At 53.5% G+C, this 13,959-nt stretch carries 15 protein-coding genes and 4 pseudogenes; 13 read left to right on the forward strand and 6 right to left on the reverse strand.

Annotated elements, in window-relative coordinates:
* Nucleotides 1-14 precede the first annotated feature (14 nt).
* From oppC to QQF33_RS00155, 4 genes are read left to right on the forward strand one after another with little or no spacing between them, the layout of a single operon-like run.
* On the forward strand, nucleotides 15-923 hold the full coding sequence (gene oppC / locus QQF33_RS00140; RefSeq protein WP_282495359.1) for an oligopeptide ABC transporter permease OppC: 909 nt from the start codon (nucleotides 15-17) through the stop codon (nucleotides 921-923).
* A gap of 11 nt (nucleotides 924-934) precedes the next feature.
* A complete protein-coding gene (oppD, locus tag QQF33_RS00145; protein WP_285146340.1) occupies nucleotides 935-1,948 on the forward strand; it encodes an ABC transporter ATP-binding protein in 1,014 nt (337 codons plus the stop codon).
* Complete coding sequence (oppF, locus tag QQF33_RS00150; RefSeq protein WP_282495357.1) at nucleotides 1,945-2,949, forward strand: murein tripeptide/oligopeptide ABC transporter ATP binding protein OppF; 1,005 nt, start codon at nucleotides 1,945-1,947, stop codon at nucleotides 2,947-2,949. Before oppD ends, oppF begins: the two co-directional genes overlap by 4 nt.
* A 48-nt stretch (nucleotides 2,950-2,997) precedes the next feature.
* Nucleotides 2,998-3,834 (forward strand): ion transporter, encoded by an 837-nt coding sequence (locus QQF33_RS00155; RefSeq protein WP_285148942.1) that lies wholly within the window; start codon nucleotides 2,998-3,000, stop codon nucleotides 3,832-3,834.
* Between the two features lie 775 nt (nucleotides 3,835-4,609).
* Here QQF33_RS00155 and QQF33_RS00160 read toward each other — a convergent pair.
* Nucleotides 4,610-4,939: an HI1450 family dsDNA-mimic protein gene (locus QQF33_RS00160; RefSeq protein WP_100779945.1), complete on the reverse strand. Its 330-nt coding sequence runs from the start codon at nucleotides 4,937-4,939 to the stop codon at nucleotides 4,610-4,612.
* A 34-nt stretch (nucleotides 4,940-4,973) separates the two neighbouring features.
* Nucleotides 4,974-6,434, reverse strand: a complete 1,461-nt coding sequence (cls, locus tag QQF33_RS00165; protein WP_282495355.1) for a cardiolipin synthase — start codon at nucleotides 6,432-6,434, stop codon at nucleotides 4,974-4,976.
* 143 nt (nucleotides 6,435-6,577) lie between these two features.
* Here cls and QQF33_RS00170 point away from each other — a divergent pair, with 143 nt between their 5' ends.
* The 5 genes from QQF33_RS00170 (at nucleotide 6,578) to QQF33_RS00190 (ending at nucleotide 8,579) form a co-directional block, all read left to right on the forward strand.
* Nucleotides 6,578-6,751, forward strand: coding sequence for a YciY family protein (locus tag QQF33_RS00170; protein WP_087892605.1), 174 nt, complete (start codon nucleotides 6,578-6,580; stop codon nucleotides 6,749-6,751).
* Nucleotides 6,752-6,872: 121 nt separating this feature from the next.
* The gene (locus QQF33_RS25905; protein WP_285148941.1) at nucleotides 6,873-6,992 is read left to right on the forward strand and encodes a KPN_01571 family protein; all 120 of its coding nucleotides are present in this window, start codon (nucleotides 6,873-6,875) and stop codon (nucleotides 6,990-6,992) included.
* A 24-nt stretch (nucleotides 6,993-7,016) separates the two neighbouring features.
* The gene (locus QQF33_RS00180) at nucleotides 7,017-7,427 is read left to right on the forward strand and encodes an Exc2 family lipoprotein (protein WP_285148940.1); all 411 of its coding nucleotides are present in this window, start codon (nucleotides 7,017-7,019) and stop codon (nucleotides 7,425-7,427) included.
* Nucleotides 7,428-7,493: 66 nt separating this feature from the next.
* The gene (gene leuE / locus QQF33_RS00185) at nucleotides 7,494-8,129 is read left to right on the forward strand and encodes a leucine efflux protein LeuE (RefSeq protein ID WP_285146343.1); all 636 of its coding nucleotides are present in this window, start codon (nucleotides 7,494-7,496) and stop codon (nucleotides 8,127-8,129) included.
* 60 nt (nucleotides 8,130-8,189) lie between these two features.
* A complete protein-coding gene (locus tag QQF33_RS00190) occupies nucleotides 8,190-8,579 on the forward strand; it encodes a cell envelope integrity TolA C-terminal domain-containing protein (protein ID WP_282495351.1) in 390 nt (129 codons plus the stop codon).
* Nucleotides 8,580-8,704: 125 nt separating this feature from the next.
* Here QQF33_RS00190 and QQF33_RS00195 read toward each other — a convergent pair.
* Nucleotides 8,705-9,001, reverse strand: a pseudogene (locus tag QQF33_RS00195) (tyrosine-type recombinase/integrase); the annotation flags it as partial.
* A 1-nt stretch (nucleotide 9,002) separates the two neighbouring features.
* Here QQF33_RS00195 and QQF33_RS00200 point away from each other — a divergent pair.
* Nucleotides 9,003-9,827: pseudogene (locus tag QQF33_RS00200) on the forward strand (replication endonuclease); the annotation flags it as partial.
* 146 nt (nucleotides 9,828-9,973) lie between these two features.
* On the opposite strand, the gene QQF33_RS00205 reads toward QQF33_RS00200, so the two are convergent.
* Both QQF33_RS00205 and QQF33_RS00210 read right to left on the reverse strand, forming a co-directional pair.
* Nucleotides 9,974-10,453, reverse strand: a complete 480-nt coding sequence (locus QQF33_RS00205; RefSeq protein WP_285146345.1) for an Hcp family type VI secretion system effector — start codon at nucleotides 10,451-10,453, stop codon at nucleotides 9,974-9,976.
* Nucleotides 10,454-10,665: 212 nt separating this feature from the next.
* Complete coding sequence (locus QQF33_RS00210; protein ID WP_285148939.1) at nucleotides 10,666-11,340, reverse strand: hypothetical protein; 675 nt, start codon at nucleotides 11,338-11,340, stop codon at nucleotides 10,666-10,668.
* A gap of 447 nt (nucleotides 11,341-11,787) precedes the next feature.
* Between QQF33_RS00210 and QQF33_RS00215 the strand changes: the two genes are divergently transcribed.
* Entirely contained in the window at nucleotides 11,788-11,994 is a 207-nt protein-coding gene (locus QQF33_RS00215) for a DUF2158 domain-containing protein (protein ID WP_285146347.1), read from the forward strand.
* Nucleotides 11,995-12,093: 99 nt separating this feature from the next.
* Here the strand turns inward: QQF33_RS00215 and QQF33_RS00220 are convergent.
* Nucleotides 12,094-12,981, reverse strand: a pseudogene (locus QQF33_RS00220) (phage portal protein).
* Here QQF33_RS00220 and QQF33_RS00225 point away from each other — a divergent pair.
* A pseudogene (locus tag QQF33_RS00225) lies at nucleotides 12,958-13,509 on the forward strand (phage late control D family protein); the annotation flags it as partial. The pseudogenes QQF33_RS00220 and QQF33_RS00225 sit on opposite strands and share 24 nt — an antisense overlap.
* Nucleotides 13,510-13,585: 76 nt before the next feature.
* Nucleotides 13,586-13,807: a DNA-binding transcriptional regulator gene (locus tag QQF33_RS00230; RefSeq protein WP_211994868.1), complete on the forward strand. Its 222-nt coding sequence runs from the start codon at nucleotides 13,586-13,588 to the stop codon at nucleotides 13,805-13,807.
* Nucleotides 13,808-13,959 lie beyond the last annotated feature (152 nt).

The following is a 13,959-nucleotide window of genomic DNA, read 5'->3' on the forward strand; positions in this document are numbered from 1 at the left end:
CGCCGGAGCACGCCATGATGTTGAGTAAGAAAAACAGCGAGGCGCTGGAAAACTTCAGTGAGAAACTCGAAGTCGAAGGGCGCAGCCTGTGGCAAGACGCCCGCCGTCGCTTTATGCATAACCGCGCGGCGGTCGCCAGCCTGGTGGTGTTGATCTTCATCGCCTTGTTCGTAACCCTGGCGCCGATGCTGTCTCAGTTTACCTATTTCGATACGGACTGGGGCATGATGTCCAGTGCGCCTGATATGGTGTCCGGCCACTACTTCGGCACCGACTCCTCGGGCCGCGACCTGCTGGTGCGTGTGGCTATCGGTGGCCGTATCTCCCTGATGGTCGGTATCGCTGCCGCGCTGGTGGCGGTGATCGTCGGCACGCTTTATGGCTCCCTTTCCGGCTATCTCGGCGGCAAAGTGGATTCCGTGATGATGCGTCTGCTGGAAATCCTGAACTCCTTCCCGTTCATGTTCTTCGTGATCCTGCTGGTGACCTTCTTTGGGCAAAACATCCTGCTGATCTTCGTGGCTATCGGGATGGTTTCCTGGCTGGATATGGCGCGTATCGTGCGCGGCCAGACCCTGAGCCTGAAGCGCAAAGAATTTATCGAAGCGGCACAGGTAGGCGGCGTTTCCGTCAGCGGGATTGTGGTGCGCCACATCGTTCCGAACGTGCTGGGTGTGGTGGTGGTGTACGCCTCACTGCTGGTGCCAAGCATGATCCTGTTTGAATCCTTCCTGAGCTTCCTCGGTCTGGGTACCCAGGAGCCGCTGAGCAGCTGGGGCGCATTGTTAAGCGACGGCGCAAACTCCATGGAAGTCTCTCCATGGCTGCTGCTGTTCCCGGCTGGTTTCCTGGTGGTAACCCTGTTCTGTTTCAACTTTATCGGCGATGGCCTGCGTGATGCCCTCGACCCGAAAGACCGCTAAGGAGTGCCGCGATGACTATTATTGAAACGGCAACTGCGCCACAGGCGCAACAGCAGCAAAACGTGCTGCTGGATGTCAAAGACTTGCGCGTCACCTTCAAAACGCCTGACGGTGACGTCACGGCGGTGAACGACCTGAACTTCGATCTGCGCGCGGGCGAAACCCTCGGTATCGTGGGCGAATCCGGTTCCGGTAAATCGCAAACCGCGTTTGCGCTGATGGGCCTGCTGGCGCCAAACGGGCGCATCGGCGGTACCGCAGCCTTCAACGGGAAAAACATCCTTAACCTGCCTGAGCACGAGCTGAACAAGCTGCGCGCCGAGCAGATTTCGATGATTTTCCAGGACCCGATGACCTCGCTGAACCCGTACATGCGTGTGGGCGAGCAGCTGATGGAAGTCCTGATGCTGCACAAGGGCATGAACAAAGCCGAAGCCTTTGAAGAGTCAGTCAGAATGCTGGACGCGGTGAAAATGCCTGAAGCGCGTAAGCGCATGCGCATGTTCCCGCACGAGTTCTCCGGCGGGATGCGTCAGCGCGTGATGATCGCCATGGCGCTGCTGTGCCGGCCAAAACTGCTGATCGCCGATGAGCCAACCACCGCGCTGGACGTGACCGTTCAGGCACAGATCATGACCCTGCTGAACGAGCTGAAGCGTGAGTTCAACACCGCCATCATCATGATTACCCACGACCTCGGCGTCGTCGCCGGGATCTGCGATAAAGTGCTGGTGATGTATGCCGGGCGTACCATGGAGTACGGCAGGGCGCGCGATGTGTTCTACCATCCGGCGCACCCGTACTCTATTGGTCTGCTGAATGCGGTTCCGCGTCTGGATGCCGAAGGCGAATCGCTGCTGACCATTCCGGGTAACCCGCCGAATCTGCTGCGTCTGCCGAAAGGCTGCCCGTTCCAGCCTCGCTGCCAGTACGCCATGGAGATCTGCAACAGCGCTCCGCCGCTGGAAGAGTTTGCACCAGGCCGCCTGCGCGCCTGCTTTAAGCCGCATGAGGAGCTGGTATGAACGCCATCGACGAAAAAAGAAATGTCCTGCTCGAGATCGCTGACTTAAAAGTGCATTTCGATATTAAAGACGGCAAACAGTGGTTCTGGCAGCCGTCGAAAACCCTGAAAGCGGTTGATGGCGTCACGCTGCGTCTGTACGAAGGGGAAACCCTCGGCGTGGTGGGCGAGTCTGGCTGCGGTAAGTCGACCTTTGCGCGCGCCATTATCGGCCTCGTCAAAGCGACGGACGGGAAGGTGGCCTGGCTGGGCAAAGATCTGCTGGGGATGAAACAGGACGAGTGGCGCGCCGTGCGCAGCGACATCCAGATGATTTTCCAGGATCCGCTCGCGTCCCTGAACCCGCGTATGAACATCGGGGATATCATTGCCGAGCCGCTGCGCACCTATCATCCAAAAATGCCGCGTCAGGAAGTGCGTGACCGCGTCAAAGCGATGATGATGAAAGTGGGCCTGCTGCCGAACCTCATCAACCGTTATCCGCACGAGTTCTCTGGCGGTCAGTGTCAGCGTATCGGGATTGCCCGCGCGTTGATTCTGGAACCGAAGCTGATTATTTGTGACGAACCGGTCTCTGCGCTGGACGTGTCGATCCAGGCGCAGGTGGTGAACCTGCTGCAAAAACTGCAGCGTGAGATGGGCTTGTCGCTGATCTTCATCGCCCACGACCTGGCGGTGGTGAAACACATCTCCGACCGCGTGCTGGTGATGTATCTTGGTCATGCCGTGGAGCTGGGCACCTACGATGAGGTGTACCACAACCCGCTGCACCCGTACACGAAAGCCCTGATGTCTGCGGTGCCGGTCCCTGACCCGGATCTGGAAAAAAATAAAGTCATCCAGCTTCTGGAAGGGGAACTGCCGTCGCCGATCAATCCGCCGTCAGGCTGCGTGTTCCGCACGCGTTGCCCAATGGCGGGGCCGGAATGTGCGCAAACCCGGCCCGTTCTGGAAGGAAGTTTCCGCCATGCGGTTTCCTGCCTGAAAGTAGACCCGTTATAATCGCAAGGGCTGACATGATGTCAGCCCTTCTTCTTTTGCGAGGTCAACGTGTCGATTTCTGTTTCTTCCGTACGCCGTAAGACTTATCGCCTGCTATTCGATCCCAACACCCGCTCCGGGCGTCGCTTCGAAGGATTGTGCGGCCTGTTTGCGCTTCTCAGCGTACTTATTATCTTTGTGGAATCCGGTCTGGGGACGCAATATCACCTGACGTTTGACGAATGGCACCTGTTCGTCTGGCTGGAACTCTTTGTCACCGTCGTCTTTACACTGGAATATTTCCTGCGCCTGTTCAGCTGGGCGAATCCGGCGAAATATGTTTTTAGCTTCTGGGGGCTGATTGATTTAGCGACCATTCTGCCGCTGTACGTGATGTGGCTGTGGCCGGAGATCAGTATCAATTACGTGTTTGCGTGGCGAGCGATGCGTGCCATCCGTGTGCTTCGCGTCCTGAAACTCCTGCGTTTTATGCCGTCGTTGCGCGTCTTCTGGAAAGCCATTTACAGCGCCCGCCATCAGCTGATTTTGTTTTATTCCTTTATCGCCATCGTAATGGTGGTCTTTGGTTCGCTGATGTACTTAATCGAAGGGCCGACCTACGGCTTCACCACGCTGAATGCGTCGGTCTACTGGGCGATTGTGACGGTGACCACCGTGGGCTATGGGGATATTACGCCGCACACGCCGCTCGGCAGGATTGTGGCGTCGGTGCTGATCTTGATTGGCTACTCGGTGATTGCGATCCCGACTGGGTTAATCACCACCCATATGAGCGCGGCGTTTCAGAATCGTCAGCAGCAGCGGAAATGCCCGAGCTGCCAGCAGGCGAGCCATGAGCACAGTGCACGGTTTTGTAATCGTTGCGGGAGTGAACTTCCGGACTAAATAAAAAAGGCTGCGATTGCCTAATGCCAGTCAGTTAAGCAAATAATGAATTTAAATTCATTATTTTGCTCGCCCCAGGACCTTTATGGCATCAGTGGAATTGTTCCGTTCACTTTCGTTCCTCTGCTTCCGGTCCATCTCTCTGCTGTGAACGTGCCAGGGTGGCTCAATCGCCACCACCCTGGCAACCCCGGCTCCCGGCAAAGAAAATCGCCGCTTCGCGGTGCCTTCGTCTTATTCCTTCCGGCTGACGGGGACGGGCGCAGGTAACATCCCTGTAAGTCGCGCCCTCGACGCACATCCCTGTGCGTCGCCCCTACCTCCAGTCAACGCCTCAGCGATTTTCAGCCGGACTCACGTTCCCTCAACCTTCACAGCCGTCTGGATGTGGCACCGGTGTGGGTCCCCGCAGAAATTGGCGAACCGGAGGCCGGATGACAAGGGCTGGACGCCAGGGATGGCGGCCAGAGGCGAAACGAGACAGGACAAAATTGCCGGGAGCAATTTTGAACAGCGCTTGCGCTGGCCCCGTAGGGGCGAGTCCCATGGATGGGACGAGTAATCACGAGTCGAGCCGACCGCAGGCAGATGGCCGGGAGGTGAGCGCAGTGCGAAGCACCGATTTCATGGCGGGGCGCGGGGATTGACAAGGGGGCCGCGTAGCCCCCTTGTCACGTTCACAGGTGATACAGGTTTTATATTCTGCTGAACATAAGGTGAACGGAACAACCTCAGATGCTTAACTGACCAGCATTCGGCGATTGCAGCCTTTTTGTTATTCGCGCCAGAGAATGTGGCACAGCTTGTGGTCTTTTTCCCGGCACAGCAGCACGCGGGCGAAAATATCGTTAATCTCGCCGCCGTCGGTATCGGCCAGACCAATCACCACTTCAGCGAAGAAGTCCGGGTTGAGGTCGAAATCGACATGCTCGGCCCAGTCCTCGGACGGGTCAAACAGCTCGGCGCCGCCGCGCTCTTCAAACTGCAGATTGAAGAGGATCACGTCTGCGGGATCGAGATTGTCCATCGCCAGTTCGAGAAAAATATCGTAGGCCTGCTCAAGGGTTTCGTCTTCAGTCAGGCGATTGTTCAGATCCATTTCCATGATGATTACCTGTTAAAACATCGTTGGGCACGTTTTACAGCAACGGACTAAAGAAGTAAAACAGTCGTTCGGTGATCCTTTGCCACAGCGGGCGTTTCATCCACAAGTGCGCATCCAGCAGGCGCGAGCGGGAGATATAATCGTCCTGCACCGCCGCCAGATCGCCACCAAAACCGGCGTCATCAATCACCAGCGTAATTTCAAAGTTCAGCCACAGGCTGCGCATATCCAGATTCACGGTGCCGACCAGGCTCAGTTCGCCGTCGACCAGCACGCTCTTGGTATGCAGCAGACCGCCCTCAAACTGATAAATTTTGACGCCCGCCGCCAGCAGTTCACTGAAGAAGGCGCGACTCGCCCAGCCCACCAGCACCGAATCGTTTTTACGCGGCATGATAATGCTGACGTCCACGCCGCGCTGGGCGGCGGTGCAGATCGCGTGCAGCAGATCGTCGCTCGGGACAAAGTAGGGCGTGGTCATGATCAAATATTCACGCGCGGAATAGGCCGCCGTCAGCAGCGCCTGGTGAATCAGATCCTCCGGGAAGCCGGGACCGGAGGCGATGGTGTGAATGGTATGACCGCTCTCCTGTTCAAACGGCATGATATTGGCGTCCGGCGGTGGCGGCAGAATGCGTTTCCCGGTTTCGATTTCCCAGTCGCAGGAGTAGACAATGCCCATCGCCGTGGCGACCGGGCCTTCCATACGCGCCATTAAATCGACCCACTGACCGACGCCGGAATCCTGTTTGAAGAAGCGCGGATCGACCATGTTCATGCTGCCGGTATAGGCGATGTAGTTGTCGATCATGATCATCTTGCGGTGCTGGCGTAAATCCATACGGCGCAGGAACACACGCAGCAGATTGACCTTCAGGGCTTCGACGACTTCAATGCCCGCATTGCGCATCATGGTCGCCCAGGGGCTGCGGAAGAAGGCCACGCTCCCGGCAGAGTCGAGCATCAGTCGGCAGTGAATGCCCCGGCGCGACGCCGCCATCAGGGATTCAGCCACCTGATCGGCCATGCCGCCGGGTTGCCAGATATAGAAAACCATCTCGATATTGTGACGGGCGAGCTGGATGTCGCGGATCAGTGCCTGCATGACGTCATCGGAGGTGGTCAGGAGCTGCAACTGATTGCCTTTGACGCCGCCAATCCCCTGACGACGCTCGCAAAGCTTGAACAGCGATGTCGCGACGCTGCTGTTCTCCTGGGCAAAAATATGTTTGCAGGATTTCAGGTCGTTCAGCCATTTCGCCGTCGACGGCCACATAGCGCGCGCACGTTCGGCGCGGCGTTTCCCCAGATGCAATTCGCCAAACGAGAGATAGGCGATAATCCCCACCAGCGGCAGGATGTAGATGATCAAAAGCCAGGCCATGGCAGAGGGGACGGCCCGGCGCTTCATCAGGATGCGAAGCGTCACACCTGCGATCAGCAGCCAGTATCCCAGAATGACCAGCCAACTCACCACGGTGTAGAAGGTTGTCATAGTATAAAAATCCTTTTGAAAGCGTATTGTTATGAGTGTACGCATCAGAATTGATCTGGCAAATAAAAAGGACAGCTAAAAGCGCTGGTTTACCGCAGTCAGGGGTTTATAATGGCGCCTCTGTTAAGGAAAGAGTTGTAGACATGAAGCGCAGCAGAACAGAAGTAGGGCGCTGGCGTATGTTGCGACAGATGAGTCGTCGTAAAGCCCGCTGGCTTGAGGCGCAATCCCGCCGCAATATGCGTATCCACGCCATCAGAAAATGTGGACTCAGTCACCACCGTAACGCGCTGGTCTTTGCCGTTCGCGATCTCTGAGCACCCTGCAGGCACCGATACCGGTGCCTGATGTTTTCCTCATAACTATCAGATTTCGCAGTATCCTTCGCCCCCGGTTCTTCAGATATAATCCGCACAAACAATATGTTGAATAAATACTATGAATCCATTCCTGTGGGTATTGGTTGTGCTTTTTGCGCTGGATGCGCTCAGGGAAAGTTTAGGGCTGTCGTCATTTTCGGCGCTGGTGGAATATGCCTCTGCGTGGATGATGCAGTGAAAACGGCAAAAGGAAATAAAAGGGATGAACGGAAAAGTTATTGCGGCCCTGGTGGGTATCGCGTTACTCAGCGGATGTGTCAGTAGCAAAACAGCCCCTGAAAGGCATGCTTATTACTTTGTGTCGCACAGTTCTAATTTTGTCGGCGGCAATTTTACCAGCAACACACAGCAAAACTATCGCCTGAATGTGCCGCAGTTCCGCGAACTCTACGAGCAGGGCAAAACCGATCGTAAAGCGGGACGTACCTCCGGTGAAGCCAGTCAGTATGCGCAGAGTATCCGCGACCAGCTGAAAAAAAGCGTCAAAACCGATCACAGCTTTAACGGTAACGCGAACGATAAATGGTCATCCGATATGGAGATGAAAGACGCGATATTGTTCGGCAATGAACTCGCCGCGTCTTATCTTGACGGATATAACGGCGTACAATAGCCAACATGTAAACCCTGAGAATGCCGCTTTACTGCGGCATTCTTATTTTTTAAAAAGGAGCGGGTGGTGTTTGCGGAGTTTGGTGTACTTAATTTCTGGACCTATGTTGTGGGCGCTTTCTTTATTGTGCTGGTCCCCGGTCCTAATACGTTATTCGTCTTAAAAACCGGCATCGGTCACGGGGTAAAAAAGGGCTATCTCGCTGCTTCGGGCGTGTTTATCGGTGATGCGGTATTGATGTTCCTCGCGTGGGCCGGTGTCGCTGCGCTGATCCAGACTACGCCGGTGCTGTTCAACATCGTGCGTTACCTCGGCGCGCTGTACCTGCTGTGGCTGGGCGGAAAAATGCTCTGGTCAGTGATGACGCATAAAGCGGGTGCGCAAGCGGGTGGTACTGAACCTGCCAGCATGATCATGAAGCGCTCGCTGGTGCTGAGCCTGACCAATCCCAAAGCGATTCTGTTCTACGTCTCTTTCTTCGTGCAGTTCATCGACGTCAGCGCCAAAAATACCGGCACCTCATTCCTGATCCTCGCGACCACCCTTGAGTTGATTAGCTTCATGTACATGAGCTTCCTGATCTTCTCCGGCGCGTTTGTCACCCGCTACCTGAAAACCAAAAAGAAACTGGCGAAGCTGGGGAATGGTTTGATTGGGCTGTTGTTTGTGGGGTTTGCGGCAAGACTGGCTTCTTTGCATTGAAAACAATTCGCCCACCAAACGCGAGAGCATTCGCTTTTGGTGGGAGAGAGGGAGTGAAAAATGAAAAGGATCTTAACGCTGGCCGTTCTGGTAGGCCTGATCAGCGGCTGCGCACCCTTACATCCGTCCGGATGCCATAAAACCACGGCAACGGGGAATTGCAGTTCCGGCCGCTGGGATGACAAGGATGAATGGGGCGCCCAGGCGCGCGCGATCAGAGATGCTATCAATGCCGAGCTTGCCGATCCGCAAAGCTGGAAAGGAAAGACATGCAGATTGCACATCCAGTTTGCGCAGGACGGCACGGCATCAAATATCACGACAAGCGAGGGTAATAAAGCCTATTGCGAAGCGTTAAAATCCGCAGCCCAGAAAGCCAAATTCCCGGCCTTTACCAATCCCGAGGTGTATCGGGATTTTCAGAGGGCTGGGTTTGGGATGAGGGGGTAATCGAACGTGTTCAAGCATTTAAAAAGGCTCCTGCGGGAGCCATTTTTATGTCTGGCGAAACTGGAAAGCCGCGCCAGACAAGGCTTCACGTTTTACTACAAGCAGTCAAAAGCCATAAAAAGCACCTAGGGTGTGGACGTTATGTGGACACTCTGTCCACCGCTTTCACCCTTCAACGGGTTGAGTAAAATCGCATCCTGCAGGTACTGCGGAGCGAAGTGCGCATAGACCATTGTCTGTGCAATTTTCGTATGACCCAGAATCCGCTGCAGTGTGATGATGTTGCCCCCGTTAATCATAAAATGCGTAGCAAAAGAGTGTCGTAGCGCGTGCGTCGCTTGCCCAGCTGGTAAATCAGGTTTTACCGCTTTGAGGATGCTCCTGAATTCCGCATAGCTGGCATCAGGGAACAGAAAGCCTCGGCTAACCGCATGGGCTTCTACGTGGCGCATCCCGCAATTCAAATCTATTGGCCTGCAGACAATGGGCGCATACCGCGAGCTGCGCAAACTGCCTCATGGGGTGAGCATTGCTGATGAATTCGATGAGCGGGTCGAGGCGACAAGAGCTGCAGCTGATGAAGGTGAATTTGACCTGTATATCGCAGCGCAGGGTGGGGCGAATGTTCCACGTGATAGCCAAACCGTCCGTGTGGCTCGTAACGTGACTGACGAGGTCAACGCCTATGAAGAGGATATAGAAAGAGTTGTGGGCATCTACGCCCCGCACTTGGGCTCTGAGCTGGTACGTGTTACCCGTACAGCCGACTGGTGCATCGTTCCAAAGCTCTTGGCCGTTGAGCCTTTGACTTTAAAAAAGCGGCATTGCTGCGCCTCGGAGTCCTGTCAATAACTGTGGAAAGCTCACCGGCTGTGGCGATCCAGTCATGACACCCACACCGTCTGAGCAAGCCGCCGCGGTGTTAAATCTGATTGATAAAGGGGTCATCGGCTGGGATGAGCCCGAAGTGATGAGGGTGCTCAAGGCCGCGTCGAAAGAGGGGGCGCCCCGAAAAAATCTTCAGCAAAGAAACGCTTCACCGCTCAAGCTTGCTGAGCAATCGCCATCTGGGTGGATGAGTAAAGCAGAACGCGACCGCATACCGAAAATTCGTTTCGATTTAGCTCAGGAAGGGATAACCCCGAAAGGTGGGAGCTCGACGCGCTGGCGCGTGGAGCGACGGTGATATACGGCAATAAAAAATGTAATTATGCGGCTGCTGATGAGTGGCCGAGATTTTCATCATAAGGAGTCGGCATTAAAATGTATTTACCGCCAGCGTTAGATCTAAGAATCCTCCATCGCATCGACCATAACAAAAAACGCCAGCGCTGAAACTTGCTTTCAGTTTTGGCGGTTTGAACAACGAGCTTCGCGAGGCGTTAGTTGTTATCTCAGGCGGTCATTCGCTCATTCCAGCTATCTTTGAACTGAACGTTACCGTCAACGTACTTCCACGTTATTGTTTCATAACGCATCTCGATGTTTTCCATATGTGTACTCGTCGTCCCCGCAGGCATAAGGGAAGGGGTGATACTGGTGATTTTCACGTTTTCGAGCAGGATATTGAAATATTCAGTTTCGATTCCCGCATCCGTGATTCGATACATTTTTATTGTGGCCGATTTTAACGTTCTACCCTGACATAACGCGCGAAAAAGCAGTGGTGTCGTCTGGTCGAACTCTTTCTGAAAAACTATCGGCGCGTGGACACGTGTACCAGTCAGTCTTCCGAGGTGTGCATCGACCGGGATGTTGACGTTATGCATTAAAGTACGCATTTCTATCGAACCGAGGCGAGTCGGCATTAGGCATCCGCCGACAATCGGTGAGCCGTTTTCATCGTTCAGCCACAAATGCGCTGGAGTTGACATAATCAATATCCTTATAAAATTAACGAGGTCGGTTAAACCAGATAACGAAAGCGAACGTCAGCAGTATTACAATGCCTGTTGCCTGTAGTGCATAGGGGCGGAAGTACGTTACAGCGATCATGCCAAATATTAAGACGAACAGCCACGGGACATAGCCCCAAAAAAAATAGGATGCCTGAGCCCTAAGCCATTGTTGAAGAAATTTGAGCATGTTAGTTCACCATTTTTATTATGGTGCTCACGACATCGCTTTCGAATGCGCGAGCTTTTATAAAAATAGGCTCGACAAGGAAATACATCATTTCAAGTTTTTGCAGGTACAGCGAATTGTAATACATAGGAGCCATTAGCCTGAGGCGTTCCGCGCTTTCTGCAGCATGCTGCACCGTGCCATACAGGCCCAGTCCGGTTACGGCCAGAGTGCTGGCTTTGCTAGTCCATTTGATAATTGACGCATTAAAGCTAATGCCGAGGCAAATCGTTGTTGTAATACCAATGACGAATGCCTGATTATTTAACGCGCTTGCGGAAATGACGACACCTGCTTTTAATAAGCTGGCTTTAATTGCTTCGAGCTGGTTTTGTGTCTTAAATCTGAAAATTTCTTCAAAATAGGTGTGAATCATTCTGTATATGATGTCGCGTTTTTTGACGAGCTGCGCGACGCCATCGAGAAAGCGAATGTCCTCTTCTTTCAGTTTTGCACATACATCCTGATAATTGTCCGTGAAACAGGATGTGTAAAACATTAAGCGAGTTGCACCGTCGCCAATCTTACTGGCCTGCTCAAGTGCCTGGTCTTTCACGCCAGAAAGCGCCTTTTCGAGCTGGAGAGCCATCAACTTATCGGCTTGAATGCCGTCTATTATCAAATCACTCTGATACATGCTATTCCCTTGCGGTTAAAAATTCTCCTTAAGCGAAATTACCATGAACATATGGAAACTGTAAGGTCGTTTTGTAGAGTGTAATTAAAACCCTGCAAGACACTAATGTTTCTGTCGTTCTTTACCATTTTTACCGTTTTGTAGTCGCGCATGCATCTGGTGCGTGAGATTGCATGCGCTAATCTTGATCGTTCTGGCTGTATACCGCCAGAGCTGGCGCGGTTCCCGAGTTGTCATGCACCTGCATAAAAACCGCTCGATCAGGCGGGCAGTCGTGGCGGGGAAAGCATTGCGCGCTAAGTCGGTAAATGGATTAAATCATCCGAACGTCTGAGCGCGTTTGTGCCCATCTCAAACTATTAAATCAATGGTTGCTTACGGTCATTTCTCACTACGTTGTCAGGAAGGGCTACGACAGCATTTCATGCATAAAGAATAGGGGGCACTATGGCATTTAAAGAGGGTAATGTAGTTACGTTGAATTCTGGAGGTCCACCGATGACGGTTTTAGGTATCGCCAAAGATATGGGCGCTGCGTGGAATCATGTGCCGGGAGACTATGTAATTGCGAGATGGATGACTGAATACGGGGATATCAAAACTGACGCATTTGATCCTGATACTCTCAGTTTTGCAGATCCCGACATCGATTAGGCTTACATTTGGCAATAGCCGTGATAAGCGGCTATTGCCTATGCATCATTCGTCCTTATCAAGCTCGTAAGGCTTAAAGCGGATCACCTCCACTCCGACTCAGTCGTTAATCTCTTTAAATCGCTCCTGCAGCGGCGTCAGCTCGTTACGGACAAATACCCGAGCTACCTTCTCCACATCCCCCATTGAGCCGATGTTCTCAGGTTTGCCTCCCATCAACTGGAACGGCACGCGGTGCGCATCGAGCAGCTCAGCGGCGCTCACCTTTTTGATATTGAAAAAATCATCTTTCTTGGCGACTTCACTCAGCGGCACGATCATGATGCCGTCCGATTTCCCGTTGGGCGCGTAGAAAAAAAGATTCTTAAAATTCCCCAGCCCCTTCGAATTTCGCATCGCATCACGCAGCGACTCCACGTCGGTGCTGCTTTGCGCGGCGTCGGTCACGTACATGATGTAACCCGCGTGCGCGCCGTTCTGGTAATACTTGCGACGAAACAGCGTGGCCGACTCATTCAGCCAGGCGGAATTGAGCGCGCTCAGGTATTCCGGCATCCCGTAAAGCTCCTGATTAATATCAGGCTCAAGCATATGAAACACCGAGCCAGGCGCAAATTCGTGTGGGTGCGTGAAGCTCGACACGTTTCAGTAAACGCCATCCTCGACGCCACGTCGGGTGTATTTGGCCGGGGAGGTTTCCGGTTTTAAAAGCTGGCCGGTCACGCTCATGCGCTTCTCAAGGTGGCCGTTGGCAAAGACCAGATAATCGAGCACAAGGCGGCTGAAATCCTGACGCGACAACAGCTGGTGAGGGATGTAGGTGCTCGCCAGAATATTACGCTTCATGTAAATCGGTGAGCTGTGATGGACGGCGGCGCGCAGACTTTTCGCCAGCCCGGAGAAATTGACCGGCAGCTCGTACTATTTCCCGTTATGGATACATTCGACGTACACGAGAATGCGACCATCGAGCGCGGCGACCGGCATCAATTCGCTATTGCTGACCGCGGTGCGTGTACCGGCGTCACGGCGAAATGGCTGCACACCAGAGACCCGAAACCGCAAAAGCAAAAGGTTAAGCTCAAAGGTAAACCGAAAGAGAAACACCTGCGTGCGCTGCAGCATCCTGAAGCCGTCAAAGCACCGGCAAAGAGCCAGGCGAAAAAGGAGCAGTAAGCGCGCGAGGGCGAGTATATGGACGGTGAGTCTGATAACGTTCTTGAGCTAACGACCATCTTTGCGACAAAGGCGCAGGCCATGCGCGCAGCTCAGGCAAAGTGGGACAAGATACAGCGCGGGGTGGCGGAGTTTTCGATTACGCTCGCCACTGGCCGGGCAGATTTATTTCCTGAAACGCCGGTGACGGTGAAAGGCTTTAAGCGCGTCATAGACGAGCAGACGTGGATAATCAGCCGGGTGGTGCATAACCTCAATGGGAACGGCTACACGACGGGCTTAGAGCTCGAGGTTAAGGTTTCGGATGTGGAGTGCGAAAGCGAAGAATTAACGCAATGATATTTACTTAACTATTTGTTATGTATGTATAAGTTCAGTAAAATTAATGCATCGGAAATTAAATGAGGTGCTCGCCATGTTTCACTGTCCAAAATGCCATTTCGCCGCTCATGCCCGCACAAGTCGCTATTTTACTGACACGACCAAAGAACGGTATCACCAGTGCACAAACATCAACTGCAGCGCGACGTTTGTGACAACTGAGACGGTCGAGCGTTTTATCGTATCGCCGGGGATAGTAGTACCAGCGGCACCGCACCCGACATCATCCGGTCAGCAACAGATGCATTGGATGTGATTGAAGATTTACCGGATCATTTACATGACGCCAGTAAAGAACTGGGCGGATCTTACAAAAGTGAGTTCGAATTAACTATGCCACACCGCTGTCGTGTCAGCCTCAAGCATTGAGGCTGATTAGTTATTTGTTGTAATCTGTCGAAAACGTAG

The sequence above is a fragment of the Lelliottia wanjuensis genome, from assembly GCF_030238365.1.
Classification (GTDB): domain Bacteria; phylum Pseudomonadota; class Gammaproteobacteria; order Enterobacterales; family Enterobacteriaceae; genus Enterobacter; species Enterobacter wanjuensis.